The organism is Corynebacterium atrinae (assembly GCF_030408455.1).
GTDB lineage: Bacteria > Actinomycetota > Actinomycetes > Mycobacteriales > Mycobacteriaceae > Corynebacterium > Corynebacterium atrinae.
Map to the genome: position 1 here is coordinate 26003 of NZ_CP046977.1, position 26598 is coordinate 52600.

Sequence of the window (26598 nt, forward strand, 5' to 3'; positions counted from 1 at the left end):
TTAACCAGCGTCGATATTGGTTGCTGATCCTCGGTGGCCCGGCGTCCTTGGAAAGGGGTTCATTATGACCACAAAGCCGACCATTGTTTTGGTGCATGGATTTTGGGGAGGGGCTGCGCATTGGGCGGGGGTCATCGTGGAGCTCCGCAAGCGGGGGTTCGAGGCGATTCAGGCAGTAGAGAACCCGCTTACCTCCCTGGCTGATGATGCTGAGCGCACCCGCAAGATGATCAAGCAGGTTGAAGGTCCGGTGCTGCTCGTGGGGCATTCCTACGGTGGTGCAGTGATCACCGAATGCGGTGACCTGCCGAATGTCCAGGGCCTGGTCTACATTGCGGCCTTCGCTCCCGATGCGGGTGAAAGAGCGGGCGGGATCAGCCAGGAGCTTCCGCCGGTAGCGATCGAGAACTTGGCCACCGATTCGGATGGATACCTGTGGATCAAGCAGGACAAGTTCCATGAGAGCTTTGGTCAGGATCTGTCCGAGGAGCAGGCGCTGGTCATGGCAGTGACGCAGAAGGCGCCGGTGGCTTCCACCTTTGGTGATGCTGTGACGGAGCCGGCGTGGAAGGTCAAGCCCACCTGGTTCCTGGTGTCGGCGCAGGACCGGATGTTGCACCCGGACAATCAGCGTCGGATGGCGGAGCGCAAGGGAACACGTAAGACGATTGAGTTGGATGCCAGCCATGCTTCCCTGGCGTCGCAGCCGATCGCCGTGTGTGACCTCATCGAGGAAGCCGCGCAGAGCGCATAGCGTCGGAGTAGAGGCCCTCGAAGGTCTCCAAGGTCCGTTCGAGGCAGTGATCAGAGACGATCTCGCGGCTGCGCACGCCCATTGAGGTGCGCAGCTGCGCATCCTGCAGCAACGTCGTCAGGTGGTGGGTCAGTTCGGTGACATTGCCGGGGGCGTAGAGGAAGCCATTGTCACCGTGGTGCACCAGATGTGGCAGGGCCATGGCGTCGGCAGCGACGACGGGAGTGCCGGCGGCCATCGCCTCGAGGGTGGCCAGGCTTTGGAGCTCGGCGATGCTGGGCATGGTGAATACGGCGGCGCGTCGATAAGCAGCAAGTAGTTCCGCCTCCGACAGGAATCCGTGGAAGACCACCCTGTTCGGCTGCAACCCCAGCTGGCGGGCCTGGGCTTTCCAGGCATCGCCCTGGGGGCCCTTCCCGATAATCTCCAAGCGGCCGGGAATGCCCTCGGGAAGCCGTGCCATGGCGTGGAGCAGATCATCGACGCGCTTCTCGGGGTCGAGGCGGCCGACGAACATGATTGCCGGTGCCTCCTCGTCGGTGGCGGGCTCAGTGGTGGGCAGGTAGGGGGCAATGTCGATGCCGTTGGACACCGCGATGGCCTGCAGGCCGGTGGACTCCTCCAACAGCTCCACGGCCTTCGGGGTTGGCGAGGTCAGTACGTCGGCGCCGCCGTACACGCGCGCCAGGTCCCACCACAGCAGCTTGGCGGTCACGCTGTGCAGGAAGGTAGGAATAGGCAGGTGATCGACCACATTTTGGGGCATGAGGTGGTTGGTGGCCACGACGCCAATTCCGCGCTTGCGGGCCTGCTTGAGCAATGTTCTGCCGAGGAAGAATCCGTCTTGGAGGTGGATTGCATCGGGGTCGACGTCGTCAAGCAGACGGCGGACGAAACGTCCGACGGTGCCGGGGAGGGCCACCGGAAAGTTCTGGTACTTGGGGTAGTGGAAGGAGCGCGCGAGGTGGACGACGATGCCGTCGTCGGTGTCGATTCGGCTCGGACGGCCGGTGGGTGATGGGCAGGCGACGTGGACCTCGTGGCCGCGGGAGGCGAGCCCCCGGGCCAGACGCTGGGAAAACTGCGCCGCACCATTCACGGTGGGCGGGTAAGTGTCGGTGCCGATCAGGATCTTCATGGGGTTCTTTCGGAATCGGGCGAGAGAATGGCGTGCCGGTAGACGTCGAGGACGGATCGGGTGAAGTACTCCGGGCTAAAGATCGCGCTCGCCTCGACGGCGGACTGGGAAGCGGCCACGACCGCACCGGGATCGCGGGCAAGCTCGATGAGGCGGTCCGCGAGGGTGCCGTCGAACGCGGGAATGCCGGCCGGTACCACCCCTTCGGTGAGGGCGGGGTCGCACCAGATGACCCCGCGCAACGCCATGACGGACTCGGCGATCGTCATTGGTTGATTGTCCCAGCCAATCGAGGTCACGGCGGTGACATGGCTGCGCTCCAGCCACGCGGGGATGTCGGCGTGGGGGACGCGCCCATGCAGGCGAATGCCGGGTTGTTCCCTGACCAGCCGCTGGGCGGCGGGGAATTGGGGGCCGGTGCCGAGGACGTCGATAAGCAGCTTGTCCGGACCGACCTCGTCGAGTGCGCGCTGGCAGGCGCGGAGGAAATCGAAGATGCGTTTTTCTGGGCAGAAACGCCCGATCCACAGCACACGCAGGGGGCCGTCGATGCTGTTCAGCGGCTCGGCGGCGGCATTATGGCTCACGGCGTTGGGGAGGACATCGATATGTCTTAAGCCGGCTGCGCTCAGGTGCTCTGCTTGATGCGCGGAGGGGGAAATTACCCGATCTACTGCCTGAGCTGCGGCGAGAGTCATGTTCCGCAAGGCTGAGTCACCCTTCTTCTGGGCGAGTTGGCGAGCAGGGGAGCGCCACCCGGTGAGCAGGCGATGCACTGGGGGGCCACCGAGCGCCAGGAGCGTCTGTACGGGTGCGGTGGTCTGCCAAAAGAACGTATGCACCGTCTGTACCACCGGAATCTCAAGCTCACGGGCAGCGGCGATGGCCGCGGCGGCGATCCCGAACTCCGAATGCACATGCACCACCTCGACATCGGCGAAAGCCTTCCGCAGTAGTGCCCGCAGCTTCGGCGAATTGCGCGCCACGGGAAAGCCCAGGCCAGGCACCACAAATGTCACGGGAACCGCCAGCTTATCGACGCCCTCCTGCACCGCCAACTCATCCAGCCGCCGGCTCGGCGGGCACACCGCCAGCACCTCCGCCACGGCGGAGAGCAGGCTCACTTGCTCGGCGAAGGCGGTCTCCGCCCCACCGAGGGTGGTCAAGGAATAATCACTGACGACGGCCACGCGGCGCACCATGGGCACTCACTCCCGCCCGGTATCGGAGGTCACGAGCTTGCGGCGGTGCACCTCCGGATGATGCTGGGCCAGGCCAGCGACCCCGAGGATGGCGACGACTCCACACAAGGCCATCGCGGCCATCGGCACCGCGCCGATGTGGAGGCCCTCGTGGAGGACGATCTGCCCGTACAACACGGCGACGAGGGGATCGATGGTGGTGAGCGAGCCAACGACGACTTCCGGGTGGCCCACCGCGTAGGCCTGCTGGACCATCCACCCGCCAGCTAGGGCAGTGCCTGCGACGCCTGCGATGATGAGGGCGGCCTGGGTGGAAAGTACTGGCTCACCCACCTTGATCCAGACGAACAGGGTCTTGAGCAGGGCAGACGTCATGCCGAATAAGACCGCTCCGCCCGAGGCTAGAACGAGGGAGCGGAATGTGGGAGACACCCACAAGTTGATCCCGAGCAACACCAGACTGATCAGCGCGCACAAGGCGACGGCCACGACCACGCGAGAGAACTCGATGGCTGAAATCTTGTCGTGCGAGAAGCGGGCCGAAAGCGCAGTTAAGCCCACCACCCCCACCATGGTGACGGCCACGGCCACCCATCCCAACCGGGACGGCCGATACCCGCCGATCTTGGCCGCCAAGAGAACCGACCACGGAACTGCGAGGATGCCGATGGGTTGGACCATGGTGACCGGTGCGAGAAACAACGCCGAAATGTGGAGCGCCGTTCCGATCCCGACCAGGGATAAGCCGAGCAACCACTTCGGTTCCCGCAGCTGGCCAAGCAGCTGCCGCACCGTCATCGCCGTCGGCGCGCCGGGCTTCTGCTTGCCGCGGATCGACGTGTGCTGGAGCACCGCCCCACCAGCGAAACCGAAGGAAGAAACCACCATGAGGCAGATGGCAGCGATGAGAGTCAGGGGTCTCTCCTCTCACCTCGTGGGGTACTCGCCGCAGGCTCGGACGGTGGCTTCCCCTGATATTAACCGCTAGGCCAAAGGTGCGAGAGGTGAGCGGGGATCGGAGGACAGTGCGCCAAAGATGAGGGTGTCAGTCCACTCACCTTTGTTCCACCAGTCTTGGCGCAAGTGCGCCTCCTGCTGCATGCCGACGGTCGCGGCCAGTTTGGCGGAGGCGGTGTTCCGCGCATCCATCTGCGCCGCAATCCTGTGCAGGCGGTAATGATCGAAGCCCATGTCCGCCACCGCGCGCACTGCCTCTCGGGCGAATCCTTTGCCGCCGAAGCGTGGGTCGAGAACCCACCCGATCTCCGCTACTCGACGCTCAGCGTTGGTCATCCACAGAGAGATGTCACCGATGGGAGATCCCTCGTGTTCGATCACGAGGGCGAGGGCTGTGGTGGGTCCATCCAGATCGGTTTTGGCCAGTCGCGTGTCCAAGTGCTGGCCCGCCTCCTCCCGAGTCCAGGGTTCCTTCAGGAGGAAGCGTGCCACCTCGGCTTGGGGGTAGATGTCGTGGAGCCAGACATCGTCGTCCGGCCGGTGGAGGCGCAGCTGGAGGCGTTCGGTGACGAGGGGCAAGGGCGATAGATCCAACATGATTTCAAAACTAACATAGTTCGGATAGTCTGAGCGGCATGAGTTACTGGGAGCACCCTAAGCCGGTTCGGCGTTCGCGTGCCGTCGACGTCGATGAGGTGGCTGCTGCTGCCGCCGACCTGCTTGATGAAGGGGGATTGCGGGCCTTAACGGTCCGTGCCGTGGCTGGGAAAATTGGAGTAGCGCCGGCCAGCTTGTATTCCCGGGTGGAGTCCGTCGATGATCTCTTCGATCTGGCATTGAATCACGCGTTAAGCCGCGATGATGCGGTGAATCGGGCAGTAGCGGACGCTGAACTATTGGACCTCATGCTGGCCTACTACCGGCATCTGGTCCGCCACCCGTGGGCTGGTCAGATCATTGGGATGCGTGCGCCGAGGGGGCCAAGCTACCTTGTGCTCTCAGAGCGCATGGTGGTCTTGCTTGCCGAAGCCGGAGCGCGAGATCCGCTCGGTGCGGCCTATATTCTGTCGAACTTTGTCATCGGGAGCGCGCTGACGTCAGCCATGGCCGACGATGAGCGGGCCGCGCCAGTCGATCCGGAGCTAGCCCCCGAGTATGCCCGATGGCAGAAAACCCACCCTGTTGACCCGGAGGCCATCGTGACGGTCGGGTTGATTGCGCTGCAGAATCAGACAATCGATTACCAATAGGTTTTCAATAAGCCGAAAAGGGGCTATATTGATGTCCATGGGAAGCAACCACGATCACGATCACTCGCGCATGCCAGCCACCCCGACGAAGGCGCTCGGCATCGCATTCGCGATCACCGCCGTGGTCTTCTTCGGCGAGCTCATCGGCGGGCTCGTCTCTGGCTCGCTGGCGTTGCTTTCCGATGCGATGCACATGCTCTCCGATTCCGCTGGGCTCATCATCGCCCTCGTGGCATCAATAGTCGGCCGGCGGGTGGCATCGGGGCGGGCCACCTATGGGCACCGCCGCATTGAAGTGATGGCAGCGCTCGTCAACGCCATCACCGTCACGGGCGTCGTGGTGTGGATCCTCGTGCAGGCGATCGGCCGGGTGGGCGGCGACCATGCCATCGACACGAACGTCATGCTCGGGGTCGCCATCGTCGGCCTGGTGGCCAATGCCGCCTCGGCGTGGGTGCTATCGCGGGCGGCGGGCGAAAGTCTCAACGTGCGCGGGGCCCTGCTGCACGTCATGGCCGACATGCTCGGATCGGTTGCTGTCATCGTCGCCGCGATCGTGATTAAGTCGACCGGATGGGTGGCTGCCGACACCGTGGCCTCGCTCATCATCGTGGCATTGGTCCTGCCGCGCTCCCTCCAGCTGTTGTGGCAGTCGGCGGAGGTGCTGCTGGAGCGGGCCCCCCGGGGCGTCGATACGCAACAGATTCAGGGAGCCCTGGAGGCCGTGCCAGGCGTGCTCGCCGTGCACGACCTCCATGTCTGGTCGACGGATGGGGTGACGCCGCTAGCGACGTGCCACATCGTCGTCGATGGAGGCAAGGACATCAGCTGCGGCGTCCTCGACCGCGCGCAAGAACAGCTGCGCGAGTTTGGGGTCGAGCATTCCACCATTCAGCTGGAAACGCCCGACCACCAATCACACGAACAGACCTGCTAGCAGGCTACTTCTCTTCCTCTTCTTCCTTCTCCCCGGCCTCGTCCAGGGCAGCGGCGCGGTGCTTTTCCAGCTGCTCCTCGAGCGGGCCAAGCAGGTCCTCGTCGCGCTCGGCCGGAGTCTCCTCGGTGGGGGTGACCGTGGAGTAGACGAGGGTCGATTCCTGGGTCTCTTCAGCACTGGGGGCGGAGAAATCCTCCACGCGCGGCGGAGTATCTCCGGGCTGAGACTGGCGCTGGATGAACCAGTAGTAGGCACCGGCGGCCACGGAAGCAGCGAGCGCGACGAGGCCCGCGATGGTCCACCCCTTGCGGCGCTTGGCAGCGGCCTTCTTCTGCGCGGGCAGATTTTTCTTGGCCTTGGTGATGCCCTTCCGGGTCTTCTTCTCGGCCTCGTCGCGGCGGGACTCTAGCTCCTCCAGGGCCTTCTCCAGACGAACCCGGGCTGCCTGGGTGACGTTCCCGGCCTCACGGCGGGACTCGTCGACGAAGGAGCTGGAGCGCTTCTTCAGCTCCTCGACGTCGATGGAAGCGGCGGCATCGGAAAGCAGATCATAAGCCTCGCGAGCCTTCTCCTCGCGGTAATCCTTGATGCGATCGCGGAGGGACGAGGCCGCGGATAGAGCCATTTTCAAGGTTGCGGGATTCATTGCGACTCCTTCGTGGTGGGTCATGGTCGTGTGCCCTTAAGCGTAGCGAGTAAAGGGTTGATAAGGGTCACAGCCGCCGGGCGGTAGCCGAAAAATAATGGTGCTATTCCCGCACGTCACAAAAATGAACAGCTTGGTCCATTTTCGCGCCGATTTCCGGGGATTTTCGGTATTTATATTCACGTTGACGGTAGGTGATTCGCCCAGTTCACAAGGCATTTTGGATGATGGCGGAAAACCAACATTACCCGAAGCAAACCTGTCCCTTGCTACATTCACATGCACTTGCCCAACAGGGCGGAAACGACGGTAGACCCACAGCAGCTCAAGGAGGCGAGGATGAACCCCACAATGCCCCGCCACCGTGCACATTCCCGCTTCTCAGCCTCCGCGCCGCTCGATCACTTCGACGATGCCGACACCCCGCTCCGCCGCCCCCAGCGGACAGCTCTGTCTTTCGAAGTCATGCCGCCGCGCCGGGATGCCGATCAGGCGACGATCGCCGAGTTGCTGGACACCCTCGAGTCCTACAACCCGGACTACGTATCCGTCACCAGCTCCCGGAACTCCGGCTGGCTGGAAGGCACCACGGACTTCATTTCGAAGATTACGGCCACCACGCGCATGCGCACCCTCGCGCACCTGGCCTGCACCGCCGGTACCCGCCAGGAGCTGGGTGTCTGGATCGACCGGCTCATGGATGCCGGCGTGCGCGGCTTCCTCGCCCTGCGCGGGGACTTCGCCGAAGGACAGCACTCCCTTCCCGCCGGATACCTCCCCCACGCCAATGAGCTCGTCCGGCTCATCCGCGACATCGAAGGTCGGCAGGCCGCCCGCTTCGGCGCAGGTCGCCTCGCCATCGGAGTCGCCGCATACCCCAGTGGCCACGCAGAGTCGGCCAGCGTCGATGAGGATCTTGATGTCCTTCTGGCCAAGCAGCGCTGCGGTGCGGACTTCGCCATCACTCAGCTGTTTTTCGACGCCGAGGACTACCTCCGCTTCAAGGAACGCTCCGAACTGGCGGGTGTGCGCATCCCACTCATCCCAGGAATCATGCCCATGACCTCGGTGCAGAGGTTGCGCCGAATGGGCCAGCTCTCCGGACTGACTGTTCCCGACCGCCTCATCCGGCGGCTGGAAGCAGCCGGGCCGGAGAGCGAATACGAGGTCGGGCTCGAACTCACCGCGGAACTCGCCCAGACCGTCTTGGGCGCCGGCGCTGGCGGCTTGCACCTCTATACCTTCAACCGCTCGGACACGACCCGCGAGATGCTCGATAGCATCGGCCTGAGCCCCAGCTAACACCCCGTTAACACCACACTTTTCCCGAAAGGCACCCTTTCTTCATGTCTGCTGCATTCCCCACTTTCACCATCGAGGGCTACCCCCGCGTCGGCGCTAACCGCGAACTGAAGAAGGCCCTCGAGTCCTTCTGGTCCGGCCGCATCGACGAAGCCACCTTCGTCTCCTCCGCGCATTCCATCCGCCTGGAGAACTACGCCCGCCTGCGTGACCTGGGATTGGACCAGGATTACTCCATCCCCGCCGACGTTGCCCTCTACGACCAGGTCCTCGAGACCGCCGTGACCGTGGGCCTCATCGGTGGCGAGGCAGCCGACATCGACCTCACCGAGTACTTTGCCCTGGCCCGCGGCAACTCCGAGCGCGCCCCGCTGGAAATGACCAAGTGGTTCGACACCAACTACCACTACCTGGTGCCGGAGATCTCCGATGACACCGTGATCACCCCGCGCCCGCAGCGCATCATCGACATCGTCAATGAGGCCAAGGCCGCCGGCCACATCGTGCGCCCCTTCCTCGTCGGCCCCGTCACCCTCCTCGCGCTGTCCAAGCCGACCGAGGATGCTGCCGCTGATTTCAGCCCGCTGGCCCGCCTCGAAGATCTCATCGCCGCGTACCAGACCGTCCTCGCCGCCCTCGCCGAGGCCGGAGTCGAGTGGGTCCAGCTCGCCGAGCCCGCCCTGGTCGCCGACCTCACCATCGCCAGCGACGAGCACCTCGCCGCCGACGCCTCCCTCGCCTACCGCGCGATCCTGGCTGAGGAGAACCGCCCGCAGGTCCTGGTCACCACCCCTTATGGTTCCCTGCGAAAGGGTCTCGACGCCCTCGTCGGCGCCAACCCCGAGGCCCTCCAGGTCGATCTCGCGCCGGTCACCCTGGCCAACGACCCGACCTACGTTTCCCGCGTCGCCGCCGCCGTGGAAGGCACCGACATCACCCTCGCCGCGGGCGTCATCGACGGCCGCAACATTTGGGCCGCCGACCTGCGCGAACGCCTCGGCGTTCTGGAGACGCTGAAGGAAGCGGGCGTCGATAAGCTTTCTGTGACCACCTCCGTCTCCCTGCAGCACGTGCCGCATTCCGTGGCCGTCGAGACGGCCCTGCCTGTCGACGTCGCCGGCTGGCTCTCCTTCGCCGACGAAAAGATCACCGAGGCCAAGGCACTGGCCGCCGCACTCGACGGTGGAGCCGTCGCCGCTGCGGACGCCTTCGCCCGCTCCGACCGCGCCGTGCGCACCCGTTCCGAGTCCGCCCGCACCCACAACCAAGCCGTGCAGGACCGCGTCGCCGCGCTTCCCGACGGCCAGGTCGCCCGCCAGCCCGACTTCGCCGGCCGCGTCGAAGCCCAGAAGGCCCTCGGCCTGCCGCAGCTGCCGACCACCACCATCGGCTCCTTCCCGCAGACCCCGGAGATCCGCAAGGCCCGCGCCGACCACCGCAACGGCAACCTCACCGACGAGCAGTACACCCAAGCCCTGAAGGACGAGGTCAAGTCCGTCATCGACCTGCAGGAACGCCTCGGCATCGACGTCCTCGTCCACGGCGAGCCCGAGCGCAACGACATGGTGCAGTACTTCGCCGAGCTTCTCGACGGCTTCGTCACCACCGAACACGGCTGGGTCCAGTCCTACGGCTCCCGCTGCACCCGCCCATCCATCGTCGTCGGCGACGTCTCCCGTCCCGCCCCCATGACTGTCGAATGGGCCAAGTACGCCCAATCCCTCTCCGACAAGCACGTCAAGGGCATGCTCACCGGCCCCGTCACCATCCTGGCCTGGTCCTTCACGCGTGACGACGTCCCGAAGTCCGTCTCCGCCGATCAAATCGGCGTCGCGCTTGCCGACGAGGTCGCCGACCTCGAAGCCGCCGGCATCGACATCATCCAAATCGACGAGCCCGCCCTCCGCGAACTCCTCCCGCTGCGCGCCGAAGACCGCCCCGCCTACCTCGACTGGGCCGTGCGCTCCTTCCGCCTCGTCTCCCTCGACGCCAAGCCGGAAACCCAAATCCACACCCACCTCTGCTACTCCGAGTTCGGGCAGATTATCGACGCCGTCGCCGCCCTCGACGCCGACGTCACCTCCATCGAGGCCGCTCGCTCCCGCATGGAACTACTCGCCGACCTCGACGAGTCCTTCCACTCCGAGATCGGCCCCGGCATCTGGGACATCCACTCCCCGCGTGTGCCCGACGTAGCCGAGCTCACCGAGCTGATCAAGGCTGCCCTGGTCAACGTGCCCACCGAGCGTCTCTGGGTCAACCCCGACTGCGGCCTGAAGACCCGCGGCTACGCAGAAACCGAGCAGTCACTGCGCAACATGGTCCTCGCTCGCGACCTCGTGGTTGAAAGCCTGTAACGCTTCCGGCTAGTGAAGGGCCCGGTTCCACCGTGTGGTGGGGTCGGGCCCTTGTGCGATTGTTGGCAAGGACAACTAGCCCTTTGAGCTCTGCCAGAAGTAGCGCAGTCCTAATGCTGCTGATAGCGCACACGCCACGAATCCAGTCAGCGAGCTGACAACGGAAGGATGAAAGATCACAGTCTCCTCCGCGACTTGTAGAGCCCAGGCGGCGGAACCGACAACGAGCGTGCAACCCATGGCTGCGGTGACCCCGGTAGGTACCAGCGAAGGTGGCCGAATGAAGGCAACGATGCTGTAGGTTGCCATGCCGGCAAAGCAGGTAAAAACTCCACACATGAATGCCAGCACAGGCCACCGTGGAAATGCCTCAATGCTTGACCCGATCCCGATGGCTCCAATACTGAGCACCGCTAATCCGACCAGTGCGCATGCCATTGATGTTCTTGCCATATCGTGCTTTAGCACTGCTGCTTCAACTCCTGACTTGGCTCATTTAGTGCGCCCTTGGATGGAACACTCGTCGTTCTTACCGGACGCCTTTGGACCTCGTGCCGGGGTCCGGTTCTGCCGGAAACTTCATCTTTAGTGCTCTCCGTGCCATTAGTGACATTCCCGCTAAACTCGCACTGAGCCCGGCGATGGGAAGGATAATTCCAAAGATGATCGGCCCATCAACGAAAAGTAAGAAGTAGAGAACAGTTCCCGCCCCCACGAACACGACAATGAGCGGGACCACGAACCAAAGCATTCCTCGGGCGGAGGGCTGGAGGGGAAAGGCCAGCACCAAGGCGATGGCACCTACCAGCAGCGACAGCCACAAGTAGCCGTAGTAGCCGCTGTCTGGATCAATGTCCACCACAAACACCATGGAACCGATGAGGACACAAAGGATCTCGGGTAGGGGAACGTTGAGGAGGCGCCTCCAAAACTGGTTCATGAACTAATCCTGCCAGAGTGAATTTCGCTAAGATGGCCCGCATGACCAACAAGACCGCAACTGCAACGCTGCACACCAACCGTGGTGACATCGTCATTGACCTCTTTGGCAACCACGCCCCCGCGACCGTCGAGAACTTCGTCGGCCTGGCTGATGGCTCCAAGGAATACAAGACGGAGAACGCCAAGGGCGAGAAGACCGGTCCGTTCTACGACGGCGCCGTGTTCCACCGCGTGATCAACGGCTTCATGATTCAGGGCGGCGACCCCACCGGCACCGGCCGTGGCGGCCCCGGCTACATGTTCGCCGACGAGTTCCACCCGGAACTGCGCTTCGACCGTTCTTACCTGCTGGCCATGGCCAACGCTGGCCCCGGTACCAACGGCTCCCAGTTCTTCATCACCGTTGGCCCGACCCCGCACCTGAACAACCACCACACCATCTTCGGTGAGGTCACTGACGCGGAGTCCCAGAAGGTCGTTGATGCCATCGCCACCACCGCCACTGACCGCATGGACCGCCCGACCGAGCCGGTCGTCATCGAGTCCATCACCATCTCCTAATTTTTTAGGGGTAGTTCAGCCCGCGCAGCGTCCCTGGTGACGTCGCGCGGGCCTTGTCATGTCAGGAGTATGTAGTGGAGATCCTCCGCCGTTGGTACCGCGACGTTCCCGCCACCACTGTCCTCATCGCGGCCAGCATTCTCGTGTGGCTGATCACGGCCGTGCAGTCTCGCTCGTTGATGGGGAACTTATCCAATTCCCGTCTCGCCGATGATTGGCTGCTGTGGGGTCCCTACGTCTCCCAGGACGGAGTGTCCTGGTTCCGAGCCATCGGGTCGATGTTCCTCCATGTGGGCGTGGGGCATTTGGCGATCAGCTGCTTCATGCTCGCACTCATTGGCCGTGAGATCGAGAGGGCCATCGGTACGCGGTTGTACGTCGTGGCCTACTTCGCGGGCGGAATCTTCGCCTCCGGGGCCGTGCTATGGATGGATTACGGAGTTCCAACAGCTGGTGCATCCGGAGCCCTGTTCGCTCTGATGGTGCTGCTCGTGGGAGTTTTCCGACGCCGAGGTGCTGACCTCGTCGCCCCGCTCGTCCTCATCGGGGTCAACGTGGCGTATACCTTCATCAGCTCGAGCGTTTCCCTGTGGGGACATCTTGGCGGGCTGGTCGCCGGGGTGCTCATGCTCCCCTTCCTCTTCTCCTCGCGGCGGGCGGTCCGTTGGGGTGGAGTAGTGGGAGTCCTCGTCGTAGGTTGTGCACTAGTAGTGGCTGTTTAGCCGCAAAGTTATCCACAGGCTGTGGGTAAAACTGTGAAATCACTATCGTTAAGCCTCGGTGGATAGTTTTCCCACACCCTGTGGAAAAACCTGTGGGCAGTTTTCCCCACCTGCACGAATGTTCGAGTTTCCCAGGGTTTTAGCATGATGTTGACACGCTTTTCAGGCTCTGCGGCGCGCCATTCGATAAATGACAACTTTGTGATTATCCACAGTGTGGATAACTCCTGTGGACAAACTCTTCCCCTGGGGGATGGGGAAAATCGGTGGATAACACGCCGAAGTTGTCCACGGGGCTGGGGACAACCCACGTGTCTCGCTCCGCTGATGAACCAAGCGCTCGGTCCCCGTTGAGGGTCTGGCGCCCACTTTGCAGCTAGAAGTCTTGCGATGATCTTTCGCCGGGTGTGCGCAGCTGCGCACAGTACGACCCTGTGACCAGCTGAAACGACGAGCTCTTTTGGTTTTGGCGATCCGGGGGCCCTCATAATTTCACTGAGGCACTACAACGCATGCAGTTGGTCGCTGCACCCCTGGTTGATAGGGCTGGCCATAAGGACAATTCGGGTTGACCCGTTAATCGAGTAGTGATCCTCCGCCACGCGATTAGCGCGTCTCGTCGAATTGTCATTTGGCGCGAGCGGCCGACGCAGTCGGAGCCAACGCCTCACTTCAACACCACCCCAAGGCATCCACGTGTGCGCAGCTGCGCACACTTCAACGCCGTGACCAGCAACAACGAGAGGGAAGCCAACTCCCGTCCGGATGGTGGACCGAAAAAGCCCGGTACCGCGACTCTGAAGATTCAGCATCGCAGGCACCGAGCTTCACCAGGACTGCCAGCAGTGTAGCGGCTAACGCCAGCCCATCGTCATCAGCAGGCCGACGATGAAGAGGCCGAAGCCGACGCCGTAGTTCCACGCGCCGAGGCTTACCATGAAGGGGATGTTCTCGCCGGCGAGGTAGTTCACCACCAGCCAGATTAGGCCGAGAAGCATGAGGCCAAGCATGATGACCTTGTACCAGGTGGGGGTGCCGCCGGTGTTGATTTTGACGGGAGTCCGGTCGGCGGTGGAAGCTGCGGCGGTCTGGGGAATGGAGCTCTTGGTGATTTTTGCCTTGGGCATGTCAGGGCCTTTCAGAGATTGTGAACCTAGGGTAGCAGCGCGGGTAGGTTCCTTAGTTGCCGGGCACGAGGGCGTCGAGTTGGAATACCCAGTAGCGGGCGGTGATGGTGCCGTCCTTGCGGACTCCGGCTCCTGGGCTGGGGTTGGTAGAAGCGATGCGTCCTTGGTCGACGAGGGCACCGGTCGAGACGTCGGCACCGGTGATGAGTTGGTCGTCGCGCCCGGTCCAGCCGGCGGCGCGGAGGGCGGCGAGGGCTTGGCGTTCGTCGAGGCGGGAGAGGTCGGGCATGGGGATGAGCATGCCGTTGGAGACTTCGAGGACGACGGTGGAGCCGGTAGGGATTTCGGCGCCTTCATGTTGGGCGCGGATGACTTGGCCGTCGGGTTCCATGGAGTCGATGCGGCGAACTTGGACGACGAAGTCGAGGGAGGTCAGCGTCGCTTCGGCCTGGGCAAGTTGGAGGCCGCTGAGGACGGGGACGCGGGTCGTTTCGGCGCCCGTGGAGACGGTGATAGAAACCTTCGAGCCCTTGGGCAGGGGTGAGCCTGCGGTGGGATTTTGCTCGATGATGCGGCCTTGTTCGACCTCATCAGAGGTGGCCTCGCGGACTTGTTGTTCCAGTTGGAGGTCGAACTTGGCGAGGGCGTCGGCGGCTTCTTGGGGCGTCATGCCCTTGAGGTCGGGGACGTCGGTGATTTCTTTGCCGGTGGACACGGTCAAGGTGATGTTGGTTCCGCGTTGCAGTTGGGAGCCGGAGACGGGGTTGGTGCGCAGGACTTCATTGCGGGGTTTGTCGGGGCTGGGTTCTTCGTTGATGTTGACGACGAGTTGGAGGGCTTCGAGCTCGGCAATGGCGTCGTCGCGGGATTTGCCGGTCAGGTCGGGCACGGTGACCATTTGGGCCATGAGGTTTTGTTCGTTGCGGGTCTGCACGAGGTCCCAGACGAAGGCACCGCCGATGCCGATCGCGATGAGGGCGAGGACGGCTGCGACCCAGGTCAGCCGGCGGTTGCCACGGGTATCTGCTTCTCGACGGTGCGCCCCTGCCGCAGGGACGGCAGCCGGTGCAGGGGTGGTCGCGGGTACGACGGCCGCCGACACAGTTGTCGGGGCTGGATCATCCGGGGAGACGTACGAGCGAGCAGCGTTGGTGACGGCGTTGCGGGCTAGCTTTTGCAGGTCTTCGCCGAACTGGGTCGCCGTTTGATAGCGGTCGGCCGGGTGCTTGGCCATGGCGGTGAGGACCACGGCATCGAGGTTGAGTGCGGCGGTGGGAGATAGGGGGGCGTCGATAAGCTCGGACGGTGGGGTCGGGTTTTCCTGGACATGCTGGAATGCGACGGCGAACGGAGTTTCGCCCTCGAAGGGCGGATGCCCGGTGACCATTTCGTAGAGGACGCAGCCGAGAGCGTAGATGTCCGAGCGACCATCGGCGGCCTTGCCGCGGGCTTGCTCGGGGGAGAGGTATTGGGCGGTGCCGATGACGGCGGAGGTCTGCGTCATGGCGTGCGTCGAATCGTCGAGCGCGCGGGCGATGCCGAAGTCCATGACCTTCACGTCGCCGGTGTTGGTGACCATGATGTTGGCGGGCTTGATGTCGCGGTGGATGATGCCGGCATCGTGGCTGGCCTGCAGGGCGGCGCAGGCGGGCAGAAGGGTCTCGGCGGCGCGGGTGGCCGACATGGGGCCCTCGTCGAGGATGACCTGGCGGATCGTGCGGCCGTGGACGCGCTCCATGACGATGTAGGGGACATCGATGCCCTCGATGGTCGTCTCGCCGGTGTCGAAGACGGCGACGATTGCGGGATGGTTGAGCTTGCCGGAGTTCGCGGCTTCGCGCTGGAAACGCTCACGGAAGTTGACGTCGCGTGCCAGCTCGAGGCGGAGCATCTTCACGGCGACATCGCGGCCGATGAGGGTGTCCTGCGCAGCGTAGACCTCGGACATGCCACCGGTGCCGATGACCTCGGCCAGGAGGTAGCGTCCGCCAATGAGGGTCATCCGTTACCTCCCGTGAGGGTATCCAGGCCGGGGAGCGAGGGAAGGGTGGGCAAGGCGGGGGCCGTCGGCGTGACCGGCTGGGTTGGCGTCGGAGTGGGCGTGGGCTCCGCCGTGGGCGTTGGCTCCTCGGTGGTCGGCGTGACCCACTGCGTGATGGTGGTGGGGACCGGGGAGGATTCCTCCGTCGGGGTGACCCACTCGGTGACCACCTCAGGTTCGCTGGTGACCGGCTGCGTCGAGGACGTGCCCCCGGAGATGCCGCTGAATAGTCCCGTCTGAGCGGCGAGGAAGGTGCCGCCGCCGAGGAGGGCGGCGATGATGATCGCGATGAGGACTCCGGTGCCGAAGCCACCGCCGGAGGATTCCGCCCGGCGACGACCCTGGCCCGTGGGGGCAGCAGCGGGCACGGCTCCGGTGACCGAGGTGGCCGGGTGAATCGTCGTCGGATTCGTGGCCGCGCCGAGCATCCGGGTCGATTCGGTCGGGGAGGGCTCGGGGGCGACCTGGGCCATCGCGGCGGACTTGGGCTGCGGGGGGCGGTTGCCCAGGCGCACGGCGGAGACCGCCAGCGCCATCTCGTTGCCGTTGGCGAAGCGTTGGGTCGGGTCCTTGCGCAGGGCGATGCCGATGAGTTCGCGGGCCTCGGCGCTGACCGCGGTGGACAACGCCGGCGGTGCCTGGCTGATGTGGGCGAGCGCGACGGAGACTGAGGAGTCGCCGGTGAAGGGGCGCTGCCCGGCGAGCATCTCGTAGCCGACGACGCCCAGCGAGTAGATGTCTGACGCCGCGGTGACTTCCTTACCCTGCGCCTGCTCCGGCGAGACGTACTGCGCCGTGCCGACGACCATGCCCGTGCGGGTCAGCGGGACCGCAGCGGCCGCCTTCGCGATGCCGAAGTCCGTGATCTTGACCTGGCCATTCTGCGTAATCAGCAGGTTGCCGGGCTTGATATCGCGGTGGACCAAGTCCATGCGATGGATGATGGACAGCCCGTGGGCGGCCTGCTCGAGGACGTCCAACGCCAAGGATTCATCGAGTTGCTTTTCCCGGGCGAGCAGGTCAGCGAGGGACTCGCCGCGGACGTATTCCATGGCGATGAAGCAGAAGGTGTGCCCGGAGGGGTCAGGGATCTCGCGGTAGTCGTAGGTGTGAACGACGTTGTCGGAGTCGATGAGTTCCGCCGTGGCCGCTTCGTTGCGGAAGCGGTCGAGGAACTCGCGGTTGTCCGAGAACTCGGGGCGCAAGACCTTGATGGCAACTTCGCGATCGTTGCGGATGTCATCGGCGAGCCAGACGGTGGACATGCCACCGTGGCCGATGATCCATTGCAGCTGGTAGTCCTCACCGATGAGGTTTTGCAACCGTTCGCGGCCGTCGATATTAGCCATTAGGCACCCCCTTGGGCGTTGCGGGCGGCATCAATAACCGCACGTCCGATGGGCGAGGCGACTTGCCCGCCCGTGGCACCGGTGCCAAAACCGCCACCATTCTTCACGACGACCGCGACCGCCACGTCAGCATTATCGCTCGGCGCGAACGCAACGTACCAGGTGTGCGGGGGAGTCCCCTCCGGTCCATGCTCGGCGGTGCCGGTCTTCGAGGCGATGCCATTAGCGCCGCCACCTGCGGTATTGCGCTCCGATGCCAGCATGAGCTGGGTGAGTTGTTCCGCGATCTCCGGGCTCACGGCCCGGGTGATCTCGTGCGGGCTGGTCTTGCGCAGCTCCTTGAGGTCGCGTCCGGTCACCCGGTCGACGAGGTAGGGCTCCATGCGTACACCATCATTGGCGACGGTCGCCCCCATCACCGCTGCCTGCAACGCCGACATGGTCACGTCGAACTGTCCGATGGAGGACTGGCCGACGGCGGCGCCGTCGGGAAGATCGCCCAATGAGCCGTCCGCCACGGGCACGCCCAAGTCGTAGGACTCGCCGACGCCGAAAGCCTCGGCGGCCTTGCGCAGGTTGTCGGCGCCAACGTCCACGCCCATTTCGACGAAGGCGGTGTTGCACGAGAGTGCAAATGCCGTCTCTAGGGTGACCTGGCCTCCGCCGGAGCACTGCTGGCCGCCGTAGTTGGTCAGCTTCGTGGTGGTGCCGGGGAGGGTGATATCAGCTGCCCCCGTGAGCATGGAGTTGGAGGTGTAACCGTTCTCCAGGCCGGCGGTGGTGGTGATGATCTTGAAGATCGATCCCGGCGGCAGCGTTTCCTGGCTGGCATGGTTAACCAGCGGGTTGCCCGGATTCTGGTTGAGCTCCGCCCAGGTCGACTCAGCCGTCGCTGGATTGACGATGCCGTTCGGGTCATAGCTCGGCGAAGACGCCATGGCCAGGATCTCGCCGGTCGAGGGCTTGAGAGCTACGACGGCACCCTCGTAGCCGCGGGATACCAGCTGGTCGTAGGCAACTTGTTGGACCTGTGGGTTAAGCGTCAGCTCGACGTTCGCGCCGGTAGTGCCCTTGCCGGTCAGGGTATCCATCCACCGGGAGCTAAACAACGCCGGATCGGTGCCGTTGAGGACAGTGTTGTAGGAGGACTCCAAGCCTGCAGCGCCGTATTGATCAGAGAGGTAGCCCACCACGGAGCCATAGGCTGCCGGGTCTTGGGAGGGGTATGAGCGCTGGTAGAGGCCATCTGCATCGGCCGCGCTGGAGGCCAGCACCATGCCGCCCGCCGAGATCTGACCGCGCGGGATGGATTTCATCTCATAGAAACCGCGCTGGTTGAGCGCGTTCTTGGCGTAGTCGTCCTCCTTGAACACCTGAATATAAGTGAGGTTGGCGATCAAAATGATGACGAGGATGAGCGCGAAGCTGGATACCAGTCGGATGGAACGATTCATTTAACCGTTCACCCCCTGCTGTGCGACCGGCGGGAAAAGGCCCGTGCCAGGACCGGCGCTGTCGGTAGTGGTGTTTGGCGCCGACTCGTGGGCCGGTCGCCGAGCAGCGTTGGAGATCAGCAGGATCAATCCCAGCAAGATGTAGTTGGCCATGAGCGAGGAACCACCGGCCGACATGAACGGGGTGGTCAGGCCTGTCATGGGCATGAGGGCGGTGTTGCCGGCGGTGACCACGAAAATCTGGATGGCGATGGTCAAGGCCAGGCCCGCGGCGACGAGCTTGCCGTAGGAATCACGCACAGTCAAAGCGGTACGGAAACCACGGGAGACCAGCAGGCCGAAGAGAACGAGGATGGCGGCGATGCCGATCAACCCCAGTTCCTCACCGATCGCGGCGAGGATGAAATCGGAATGCGCGACGGGAACGATCTCCGGGTGGCCTTGGCCCAATCCAGTGCCAGTGAGCCCACCCCAGGACATGCCGAACAGGGCCTGGGAGAGCTGGTAGCCGGTGGAATCGTAGTTGGCCACGGGATCTTGGAAGTTGATCACGCGCTCTTGGATTTTGTCGGAGACCTGGTACACGGCGAAGGCGCCGATGGTGACCAGGCCCAGGCCAATGATGAGCCACGAGGTGCGGCCAGTGGCCAGGAACATCATGCCCAGCACGGTAGAGAACAACAGCAGGGCGGGGCCGAAGTCATTGGAGATGGCCATGATGAGCATGGCTACGGCCCACACCGCGAGGATGGGGGCGAGGTCCCGCAAGCGCGGGAATTCCAAGCCGAGGAATCGACGCCCGGCGATGTTGAACAGCGCCCGCTTGTTTACCAACAGTTGGGCGAAGAACAGTAGGAGCAAAATCTTGGAAAACTCGCCCGGCTGGAGCGAGAAAGGTCCGATGGTGATCCAGATGCGGGCATCGGCGTTGATCGCGGACGGCCACACCAGCGGCAAGGCCAGGAGGAACAACCCGATGAGGCCGAGGAGGTAGGAGTAGCGCGTGAGCCTCCGGTGATCGCGCACGAGAGCAAGCACGGCGATGAGCAGGACGATGGCCACTAGTGTCCACATGATCTGGCGGGTGGCCATGCCCGTCCCCTTGGCGATGTCCAGGCGATAGATCATCACCAGCCCCAAGCCATTGAGTGCCGAGGCGACGGGCAGGATGATTTGATCAGCGTGCGGGGCGAAAATACACAGCGCGATGTGAGCGGCAGAGAACACCACGATGAACCCGCCGATGAGCCACAGCACATCCGTGGTGAGGGCGTTGCCCTGGCTCAACTCCAGGTTGGCCAAGGTGACGCTGAGGAGCAACGCAGCGAGGATGAGCAGGCCCATCTCTGTGCGGCGCGAGAAGAGCGCTGACATTTAGCCCACCTCCCGGCAGTTGACGCCCGGGCGGGAAAGATCGCCGCCGGCAGTGGCGCCCTCGGCGGCCGGGGTGGGGCGAGCGATGCACACTGGCAGGGCCTGGTCGGCCAGGCGCCGCAGCTGCTGGGTCACTTCGTCGTAGGAACCGCTGCTTAGGCCATCCACGGAGGAGCGGGCCGATTCCGGGAGATCCTGGAGGGAGAACGGCGAGCAGCTTTGGCTACTGCCGACATCCTTGAACTGCAGATCACCGGCCGCGTTGAGGCAGGTCTCCTGGTAGCGCGAATGCAGGTCTCGGCCGAAGATGGAGTAATCCACACCATGTTCGATGACCAGGTGCTCCTCCTCGCCGACTGCGACGTAATAAGTGCGGTCGATGGTGGAATAGGCCCACCAGCCGCCCGCCACGAGGCCGATGATGAGCAGCAGGCCGATGATCAGCGCGGGGAGTCGAAACGAACCGCGCCGGCGCTGATCACCCCCGCCGGAGGTATCCTCCTGCGCCGTCGGGGGCACCGGGGCGGCACCCGTGAGCGGCTGGGACTGCACGTCACCATCCGGGGAAATCGTTTTCGGCTGCCGGGACAGCAGGGCGGCGCGGCCGGCCGCGGTGTCCGGGTGGGAGTTTTCTTGTCCTTCGCCGAGCAAAGCGCCCGCGGTGACGGGCGTGCCGGGGAGGGCGGCGCGGGCGGCGTCGTCAAGCGAAGTTTCATCGACGACATCGGCGACGACGACCGTGATGTTGTCCGGGCCACCCGAGCGCAGAGCTAACTCGATGAGGCGCAGCGCGGCGTCGTTGGGCGTGCCGGTGGACAGCGTGGTCTCGATCGTCGAGGCCGTGACCGGATCAGAGAGCCCATCGGAGCACAGCAGCAGACGATCGCCCGGCCGGGCATCAAGATTGTGCAGCGTCGGATCAACGGGGCGCCCGGTGTACGCCTTGAGGATCAGCGACTTCTGCGGGTGCGAGGACACATCCTCGGGGTCGAGCTTGCCCTCATCGACGAGCGATTGGACGAAGGTGTCATCGATCGTGATCTGTTCCAGCTTGCCGTCGCGCAGGCGGTAACCGCGGGAATCACCGACGTGAATCATGCCGAACTTATGCCCGTTGAACATCAGCGCCGTGAGCGTCGTGCCCATTCCGTCGGTCTCCGGCTGCTGGCGCACGGTCTCCGCGATCACCCGGTTGGCATCATCCGCCACCCCGCCGAGCAGGGCGAGCATGTCATTGTCTTCCGGATCCGCATCGAGGCGTTCAAGATGCTGCACCATGAGCTGGCTGGCGACCTCGCCGGCCGCGTGCCCACCCATACCATCGGCGATGACCAGCAGGTTGGGGCCCGCATAGGCCGAATCCTCATTGTTGCCGCGGACCAAACCGCGGTCGGAGCGGACGGTGTAATTAAGTCTTAGTTGTCTATCGCTCACGGAACCAGCCTCACAGTCGTTCGACCGACCTTCACGTCGGTGCCCACGCCCACGCGCTCGGGCTGATCAATACGGTAACCATCAACAAAAGTGCCGTTCCGGGAATCGAGATCCTCCACGAACCACTCCGAACCGCGCCGGAACAACCGCGCATGACGGGAGGAAGCGTAATCGTCGCCCAACTGGAAATCGCTGTCCGGGCTGCGGCCCAACACGATCGACTCCAACGTCGCCACCTCCATGTGGGAACCCGTCAACGGTCCCTCCACGACAGTCAGCTGCCGCGCTGCTTCTCGACGCCCCGGTATCACCGCCGCAGCCGCCCGCCGCGGTGCGGCGACGGTGCCCGTCGCGGACGTCGGCACGCCTGCTGCCACCTGGACATCCTTGCGCATCGCGCGCAGGGCCATGAGTACAAAGAACCACAACAGCACCAGCAGGCCGATGCGGAACACCAGCAGAACGATCGAATCCACGACTACCTCCTTCGCGAGCGTCAGTTATTATTCGGGTCCACAATGCGGACCTCAATATGGGAATGGCCCATCGTAATGACGTCGCCGTCAGCCAGCAGCCAATTCTCCACCGGAGTGTCATTGACCGTCGTGCCATTCGTCGACTGCAAATCCACCAACACCGCATCCTGGCCATCCCAGGTCACCTCCGCGTGCTGCCGCGACACACCGGTGTCCGGCAACCGCAGATCCGCATCATTACTACGCCCGATGATGTTCGAACCCTCATGCACCAAATAAGTCCGTGACGAACCATCTTGCAACAAAAGGCTCACCACCGGATCCTTCGGCAGCTCAGTGAACTCGGTCGGGGCGTCGAGATAGTCAGTCATGCTCTCCTCCTGGATCACTTGCGGGGTGCTCTCTTTATTGGGTGCTGTGGGTTGTGAGATGTCAGCGAGGATCGCATCAAAGCCACTATCGTCCGCCGGTTGCTCATCGACGTAGGAAGATACGCGTAACTGCCCAGTCCGCAAACCCGACTCCTCCGCAATCTGCACCACCACCGGACCAGCCAGCTGCCAACCCTTATTACGGATAAAGCGCGTCATTTGATCAGCAAACGACGCCGGTAACTCCCGATCCGCCTGCGACAGAGACTCCAGATCCTTCGACGAGACACCCACCATGAATACATTCGGGGCCTCAGCGCCCGAACCTGCATCATGCAGGTTGTCCTCCGCCTCCTGCTTCAACAGCTCCTCAATCTCCGCCGGCACGATCTTGCCGCCAAAGATAAAGGCAAACCCATTATCGAGACCGCGCTGCAAAGCACTATCCAACCTGGCAAGTTGAGCCATCAGGGCCATAACGCGCGGCCTCCTCCCACACACAAAGAAAACGCTTCAGACGCGAGGCCACTGCAAATTCAATGGCAGTTATAAGACCTCGCGCACAGGACGAAGACCAGTATAGGGTGCCAACCCTGTAGAAACGTAGACGGAAGCCTGTCACGACCTGCTGAAATTTACTGTGACCAGGCCATTTGCACTAACAACCGACGGCCGTGTTATCTTAGTTGAGTCGCTCAGCAGACCGCGCAAGCACGACGCTGATCAATCACCCAGCCCGGGTGGCGGAATGGCAGACGCGCTGGCTTCAGGTGCCAGTGTCCGCAAGGGCGTGGGGGTTCAAGTCCCCCCCCGGGCACCAATTTTATGTCTACGGACATGGTCATACTCAGGGCCTCCCACCGGTTTCGGTTGGGAGGCCCTGAGTCTTTCGTTGGTAGGTGCGGGAAAAGACGTTGGGGGTGGTGAGCTGTGACTATTAGGAAGACGGGACACATTTTTTGCTACTTAGCCCTTCAGGCCTACTGGGTCGATTGAAACCCGCACTTCCTAACAACTTGGCGGGTTTGGAAGGGGGATTGACCTCGGAGTTGTTAGGAAGTGCCGGTTTTAGGCCCACCACGCTGCGTGTCAAGTAGTTGTGAAGAAAAAAGGGGGGTGACTACTGGGCAAGGACGAACTCCTCAGGCGGCTTAGCAAGATTGATCGTCACCGCATGCGGCACCGTCCAGACCTTCGGCGGGGCGTGTCAAGTTGTTTGTGTGCGGGGGATTTCTTACAGGTACTCCTCAAAGCGCTCCGGGTAGGCCACAGCCATCTGATTAATGGCCTGCTTCCACCCAGCAACACGCGCGCCCTCGACCAATCGACCAGCCGTAGCCGACGCACGCGCACCTTCCTTAGCCCGCTTGGCAGCACGCCGGTCCTCAATAGTGCAGATCATCAACCACAACGTTTTCATCGCGGACTCATCATTGGTGAACTGCACCCGATTCCTCGTAGCTTTCCGCAGCTGACTATTCAACGACTCAATCGAATTCGTCGTATAGATCACCTTCCTCGCCGCCGGCGGGAACTGCAAAAACGGTGTAAACCGATCCCAAGCATCACGCCAGACCTTCACCGACTGCGGATACTTCACCCCTAGTGCCGACGCAGCGAAATCATCCAACGCCGCTATCGCACCAGCCTCATCCGGGGCGGTATAGATCTTCTTCAACGCAGCCGATACCTGCTTACGATCGCTGTAGCTCACCCACCGGTTCGCTGCCCTGATCAAGTGCACAATGCAGGTCTGGACCATCGAATCCGGCCAGGTTGACTCCACTGCCTCCGGCAAGGCTTTCAGCCCATCACAGCAGACGATGAACACATCTTTGATACCCCGATTAGCTAGCTGAGCGCATACATGCGCCCACAAGGAAGCGCCCTCTTCCTTCGCGATCCACAAGCCCAGGATGTGCTTGACACCATCCATATCCACCCCAATGGCCATATACGCGGACTTATTGACCACTCGTCCACCATCACGAACTTTGATGCGCAAGGCATCAAGGAAGATCACGGGGTAGAACTCGTCAAGCTGGCGGTTTTGCCACCACATGACCTCTTCAAGGACTGCATCAGTAACCGCCGAGATCGTCTCGTGGGAGATATCCACGCGCATGGCAGTGGCCATATGGTGTTGGATATCGCGGATGGTCATGCCCCCGGCGTACAAGCTCACGATCATGTCATCGACATCGGTGAGACGTCTGGAGCCTTTCGGCACCATCATCGGGGTAAACGTTCCTGCCCGGTCTCGGGGGATATCAATGGTCACTGGCCCGTAGTTGGAATCGACTGTCTTTTGGTAGGTGCCGTTGCGGTGGTTATTGGTCCCTGCCGCGGCCTTTGCTTGCCGGTCACCGCAGCCGTAGCCAAGGTGGGCGTCCATTTCGGTGTGCAGCCCCCGGGTGATTGATGCTTGGAGCATGCCCCGGACGAGGTCGTTGGCGTCGGTTGTTGATGTGCCGAGCTCGTCGATGAGTTTGGCGATTTCTGGGTTGGCGAGCAGCTTGGCTTCGATCGCGTCAATCTTGGCTTTATCAGCCGGGTCTCGTCGTGTCACGGTAGTCATTGTGGCTTATCTCCTTGTGTGGGTTGGGAACCTACACACAATGTCAAGCCCCGGGTTTTGTGGAGGGTCTGGAAATTGGAGAACTCAACCAGCAGCGGCCATAACCGCCAACTGTGAGTGAGCTTCATCAGGCGTGCGATACCCAATCTGGGAGTGAAGCCGAGCAGAGTTGTACCACCCGACCCACTGCGCTGTAGCAGCCATGACATCGATGAGGCCGTCCCAGTGGTGGCGGTCAATCAACTCGGCCTTGTACACCGAGTTCAATGCTTCGGCCATCGCATTGTCGTAGGAGTCGCCCCTGGATCCGACAGAGGCGACAACCTCACTATCGGCCAGGGTGTCGGTGTAGTGCACCGCCCGGTATTGCACGCCTCTATCGCTGTGGTGGACCAGCCCGGCGACCGACTCGCCCGCACGCCGACGGGCAGCTAACGCCATGGTCACCGCATCAGTAGCTAATGATTGCCGCAGGTGATTGGTGACCTGCCAGCCGACGATCTGTCGGGAGTAGACATCTAAGACAAACGCGGTATACACCCAGCCCAACGCAGTGGGAATGTAGGTGATGTCCGCGACCCACAACTGATTCGGTGCCAGTACCCCGAATACCCGGTCAACCAGATCTGTAGGACAGTCAGCAGCGTCAGCCGAGCGTGTGGATGGTTTCTTCCGCTTGCGACGCACACCATCGAGGCTGGCCTCACGCATGAGCCGTTCCACGGTGCAGCGGGCGACACGCCCGCAGCTGCCGTCACGGTTGATCGCGTGCCACATCTTCCGCACCCCGTAACAGGAGTAGTTCTCGGCGTGGATTCGACGAAGAGCAGCCACGATCTTCACATCACGGATGGCCCTGGCCGAGGTAGGTCGGGACTTGAAGGCGTAATAGGAGCTCGTCGCGATACGCGCGGGAGTACTAGCTAGTACCCGTACGATCGGCTCGACACCAAACTCCTTACGGTTGTCGTCAATGAAGGCGACGATTACCGGTGTGGGCGGTCGTGGCTGCGCCGCGATAGACAAGCCGAAGCCCTCTTCAAGATCTCGTTGGCACGCCGGGATTCGGCGAGTTCGGCACGTAGCCGCCGGTTTTCTGCCTCTAGATCGAGGGACTCATCGACGGTGGTGGCACCAGATTTCTTGTGGGCGCTGACCCAGCTACGCAGGGTTTCACGGTTGAGTCCGAGTTGTTCAGCTACCCGACCGGCTGCACCGCGTGCGGTGACTGAGTCGGATTGGGCGTGGATGACGAGTTCGATGGCGCGTGCTTTGAGCTCGTCGGGGTACTTCTTAGGCATTGATAGATTCCTTGAGGATGCGCAGGTTTGCACCCTCCATTAAACACGGGACACAACAATTGTGGGTGGGATGGTCACGGTCATGGTTGTCTCCTTAGAAGCTGGGGATAACTTCACAACCAGACTGACAGCAAGGGCCATGGGGCAAAGTGTGCTGGACCTCCGGCACGACACCGGGGCTCGACCTTGGTCAGAGCTCAGATCCGCCCGCTGCTTGATTGATGCAGCTACCTAAGAAGGGTGCTGGTGATGGCAGTTCGAATGCCTGGGTGTCTTCCATCGTCGGCCAGCCGAAGGGTCTCAAGGTTCACTGCCTCGTGTGAGA

Annotated in this window: 25 protein-coding genes and 1 tRNA gene; 8 read left to right on the plus strand and 18 right to left on the minus strand. The window is 63.0% G+C overall.

Annotated features, from left to right (window positions below; translation table 11 throughout):
• Positions 1–64: 64 nt before the first annotated feature.
• Complete coding sequence (locus tag CATRI_RS00175; protein WP_290218475.1) at positions 65–754, plus strand: alpha/beta hydrolase; 690 nt, start codon at positions 65–67, stop codon at positions 752–754.
• Here CATRI_RS00175 and CATRI_RS00180 read toward each other — a convergent pair.
• The 4 genes from CATRI_RS00180 to CATRI_RS00195 all read right to left on the minus strand — a co-directional run bounded on the left by CATRI_RS00180 (position 726) and on the right by CATRI_RS00195 (position 4648).
• Positions 726–1892 carry a glycosyltransferase gene (locus CATRI_RS00180; RefSeq protein ID WP_290218478.1) on the minus strand — a complete coding sequence of 389 codons (1167 nt, stop codon included), beginning with the start codon at positions 1890–1892 and terminating at the stop codon, positions 726–728. The two genes, CATRI_RS00175 and CATRI_RS00180, sit on opposite strands and share 29 nt — an antisense overlap.
• Positions 1889–3094, minus strand: a complete 1206-nt coding sequence (locus CATRI_RS00185) for a glycosyltransferase (protein ID WP_290218480.1) — start codon at positions 3092–3094, stop codon at positions 1889–1891. The genes CATRI_RS00180 and CATRI_RS00185 overlap by 4 nt, the downstream gene beginning before the upstream one ends.
• Before the next feature lie 6 nt (positions 3095–3100).
• Positions 3101–3982 carry a DMT family protein gene (locus CATRI_RS00190; RefSeq protein ID WP_290218482.1) on the minus strand — a complete coding sequence of 294 codons (882 nt, stop codon included), beginning with the start codon at positions 3980–3982 and terminating at the stop codon, positions 3101–3103.
• 96 nt (positions 3983–4078) lie between these two features.
• Positions 4079–4648, minus strand: coding sequence for a GNAT family N-acetyltransferase (locus tag CATRI_RS00195; protein WP_290218485.1), 570 nt, complete (start codon positions 4646–4648; stop codon positions 4079–4081).
• 38 nt (positions 4649–4686) lie between these two features.
• Here CATRI_RS00195 and CATRI_RS00200 point away from each other — a divergent pair, with 38 nt between their 5' ends.
• On the plus strand, positions 4687–5301 hold the full coding sequence (locus CATRI_RS00200) for a TetR/AcrR family transcriptional regulator (protein WP_290218487.1): 615 nt from the start codon (positions 4687–4689) through the stop codon (positions 5299–5301).
• A gap of 37 nt (positions 5302–5338) precedes the next feature.
• Positions 5339–6238, plus strand: coding sequence for a cation diffusion facilitator family transporter (locus CATRI_RS00205; RefSeq protein ID WP_353959729.1), 900 nt, complete (start codon positions 5339–5341; stop codon positions 6236–6238).
• Positions 6239–6242: 4 nt separating this feature from the next.
• Here CATRI_RS00205 and CATRI_RS00210 read toward each other — a convergent pair whose 3' ends face one another.
• Entirely contained in the window at positions 6243–6884 is a 642-nt protein-coding gene (locus tag CATRI_RS00210) for a hypothetical protein (protein WP_290218492.1), read from the minus strand.
• A gap of 339 nt (positions 6885–7223) precedes the next feature.
• Between CATRI_RS00210 and CATRI_RS00215 the strand changes: the two genes are divergently transcribed.
• Positions 7224–8186, plus strand: coding sequence for a methylenetetrahydrofolate reductase (locus CATRI_RS00215; RefSeq protein WP_290218495.1), 963 nt, complete (start codon positions 7224–7226; stop codon positions 8184–8186).
• Positions 8187–8230: 44 nt separating this feature from the next.
• Positions 8231–10543: a 5-methyltetrahydropteroyltriglutamate--homocysteine S-methyltransferase gene (gene metE, locus CATRI_RS00220; RefSeq protein ID WP_290218498.1), complete on the plus strand. Its 2313-nt coding sequence runs from the start codon at positions 8231–8233 to the stop codon at positions 10541–10543.
• A gap of 75 nt (positions 10544–10618) precedes the next feature.
• Here metE and CATRI_RS00225 read toward each other — a convergent pair whose 3' ends face one another.
• Entirely contained in the window at positions 10619–10852 is a 234-nt protein-coding gene (locus CATRI_RS00225) for a hypothetical protein (protein ID WP_290218502.1), read from the minus strand.
• A gap of 220 nt (positions 10853–11072) precedes the next feature.
• Positions 11073–11483, minus strand: coding sequence for a hypothetical protein (locus CATRI_RS00230; protein ID WP_290218504.1), 411 nt, complete (start codon positions 11481–11483; stop codon positions 11073–11075).
• 41 nt (positions 11484–11524) lie between these two features.
• Between CATRI_RS00230 and CATRI_RS00235 the strand changes: the two genes are divergently transcribed.
• Together CATRI_RS00235 and CATRI_RS00240 are read left to right on the plus strand one after the other, a co-directional pair.
• Complete coding sequence (locus CATRI_RS00235) at positions 11525–12046, plus strand: peptidylprolyl isomerase (RefSeq protein WP_290218508.1); 522 nt, start codon at positions 11525–11527, stop codon at positions 12044–12046.
• A 74-nt stretch (positions 12047–12120) separates the two neighbouring features.
• Positions 12121–12768: a rhomboid family intramembrane serine protease gene (locus CATRI_RS00240; protein WP_290218511.1), complete on the plus strand. Its 648-nt coding sequence runs from the start codon at positions 12121–12123 to the stop codon at positions 12766–12768.
• 854 nt (positions 12769–13622) lie between these two features.
• Here the strand turns inward: CATRI_RS00240 and crgA are convergent.
• From crgA to CATRI_RS00280, 8 genes are read right to left on the minus strand one after another with little or no spacing between them, the layout of a single operon-like run.
• Positions 13623–13895, minus strand: coding sequence for a cell division protein CrgA (gene crgA, locus CATRI_RS00245; protein ID WP_290218513.1), 273 nt, complete (start codon positions 13893–13895; stop codon positions 13623–13625).
• A 52-nt stretch (positions 13896–13947) separates the two neighbouring features.
• Positions 13948–15897: a Stk1 family PASTA domain-containing Ser/Thr kinase gene (gene pknB, locus CATRI_RS00250; protein WP_290218516.1), complete on the minus strand. Its 1950-nt coding sequence runs from the start codon at positions 15895–15897 to the stop codon at positions 13948–13950.
• Positions 15894–17285 (minus strand): serine/threonine-protein kinase, encoded by a 1392-nt coding sequence (locus tag CATRI_RS00255; protein ID WP_290218519.1) that lies wholly within the window; start codon positions 17283–17285, stop codon positions 15894–15896. The genes pknB and CATRI_RS00255 overlap by 4 nt, the downstream gene beginning before the upstream one ends.
• A complete protein-coding gene (locus CATRI_RS00260) occupies positions 17285–18739 on the minus strand; it encodes a penicillin-binding transpeptidase domain-containing protein (RefSeq protein ID WP_290218522.1) in 1455 nt (484 codons plus the stop codon). The genes CATRI_RS00255 and CATRI_RS00260 overlap by 1 nt, the downstream gene beginning before the upstream one ends.
• Positions 18740–20113, minus strand: coding sequence for an FtsW/RodA/SpoVE family cell cycle protein (locus CATRI_RS00265; protein WP_290218526.1), 1374 nt, complete (start codon positions 20111–20113; stop codon positions 18740–18742). It lies immediately after the preceding gene.
• A complete protein-coding gene (locus CATRI_RS00270) occupies positions 20114–21547 on the minus strand; it encodes a PP2C family protein-serine/threonine phosphatase (RefSeq protein WP_290218529.1) in 1434 nt (477 codons plus the stop codon). It lies immediately after the preceding gene.
• Entirely contained in the window at positions 21544–22023 is a 480-nt protein-coding gene (locus CATRI_RS00275; protein WP_290218531.1) for an FHA domain-containing protein FhaB/FipA, read from the minus strand. Before CATRI_RS00275 ends, CATRI_RS00270 begins: the two co-directional genes overlap by 4 nt.
• 20 nt (positions 22024–22043) lie before the next feature.
• A complete protein-coding gene (locus CATRI_RS00280; RefSeq protein WP_290218534.1) occupies positions 22044–22871 on the minus strand; it encodes an FHA domain-containing protein in 828 nt (275 codons plus the stop codon).
• Between the two features lie 257 nt (positions 22872–23128).
• On the opposite strand from CATRI_RS00280, the gene CATRI_RS00285 reads away from it, so the two are divergent.
• Positions 23129–23214: transfer RNA gene (locus tag CATRI_RS00285), tRNA-Leu, on the plus strand.
• A 414-nt stretch (positions 23215–23628) separates the two neighbouring features.
• On the opposite strand, the gene CATRI_RS00290 is transcribed toward CATRI_RS00285, so the two are convergent.
• The 3 genes from CATRI_RS00290 to CATRI_RS00300 form a co-directional block, all read right to left on the minus strand.
• On the minus strand, positions 23629–24972 hold the full coding sequence (locus tag CATRI_RS00290; RefSeq protein WP_290218537.1) for an IS256 family transposase: 1344 nt from the start codon (positions 24970–24972) through the stop codon (positions 23629–23631).
• Between the two features lie 84 nt (positions 24973–25056).
• Positions 25057–25998 (minus strand): IS3 family transposase, encoded by a 942-nt coding sequence (locus tag CATRI_RS00295; protein ID WP_290218539.1) that lies wholly within the window; start codon positions 25996–25998, stop codon positions 25057–25059.
• Entirely contained in the window at positions 25959–26273 is a 315-nt protein-coding gene (locus CATRI_RS00300) for a transposase (RefSeq protein WP_290218543.1), read from the minus strand. The genes CATRI_RS00295 and CATRI_RS00300 overlap by 40 nt, the downstream gene beginning before the upstream one ends.
• Between the last annotated feature and the right edge of the window lie 325 nt (positions 26274–26598).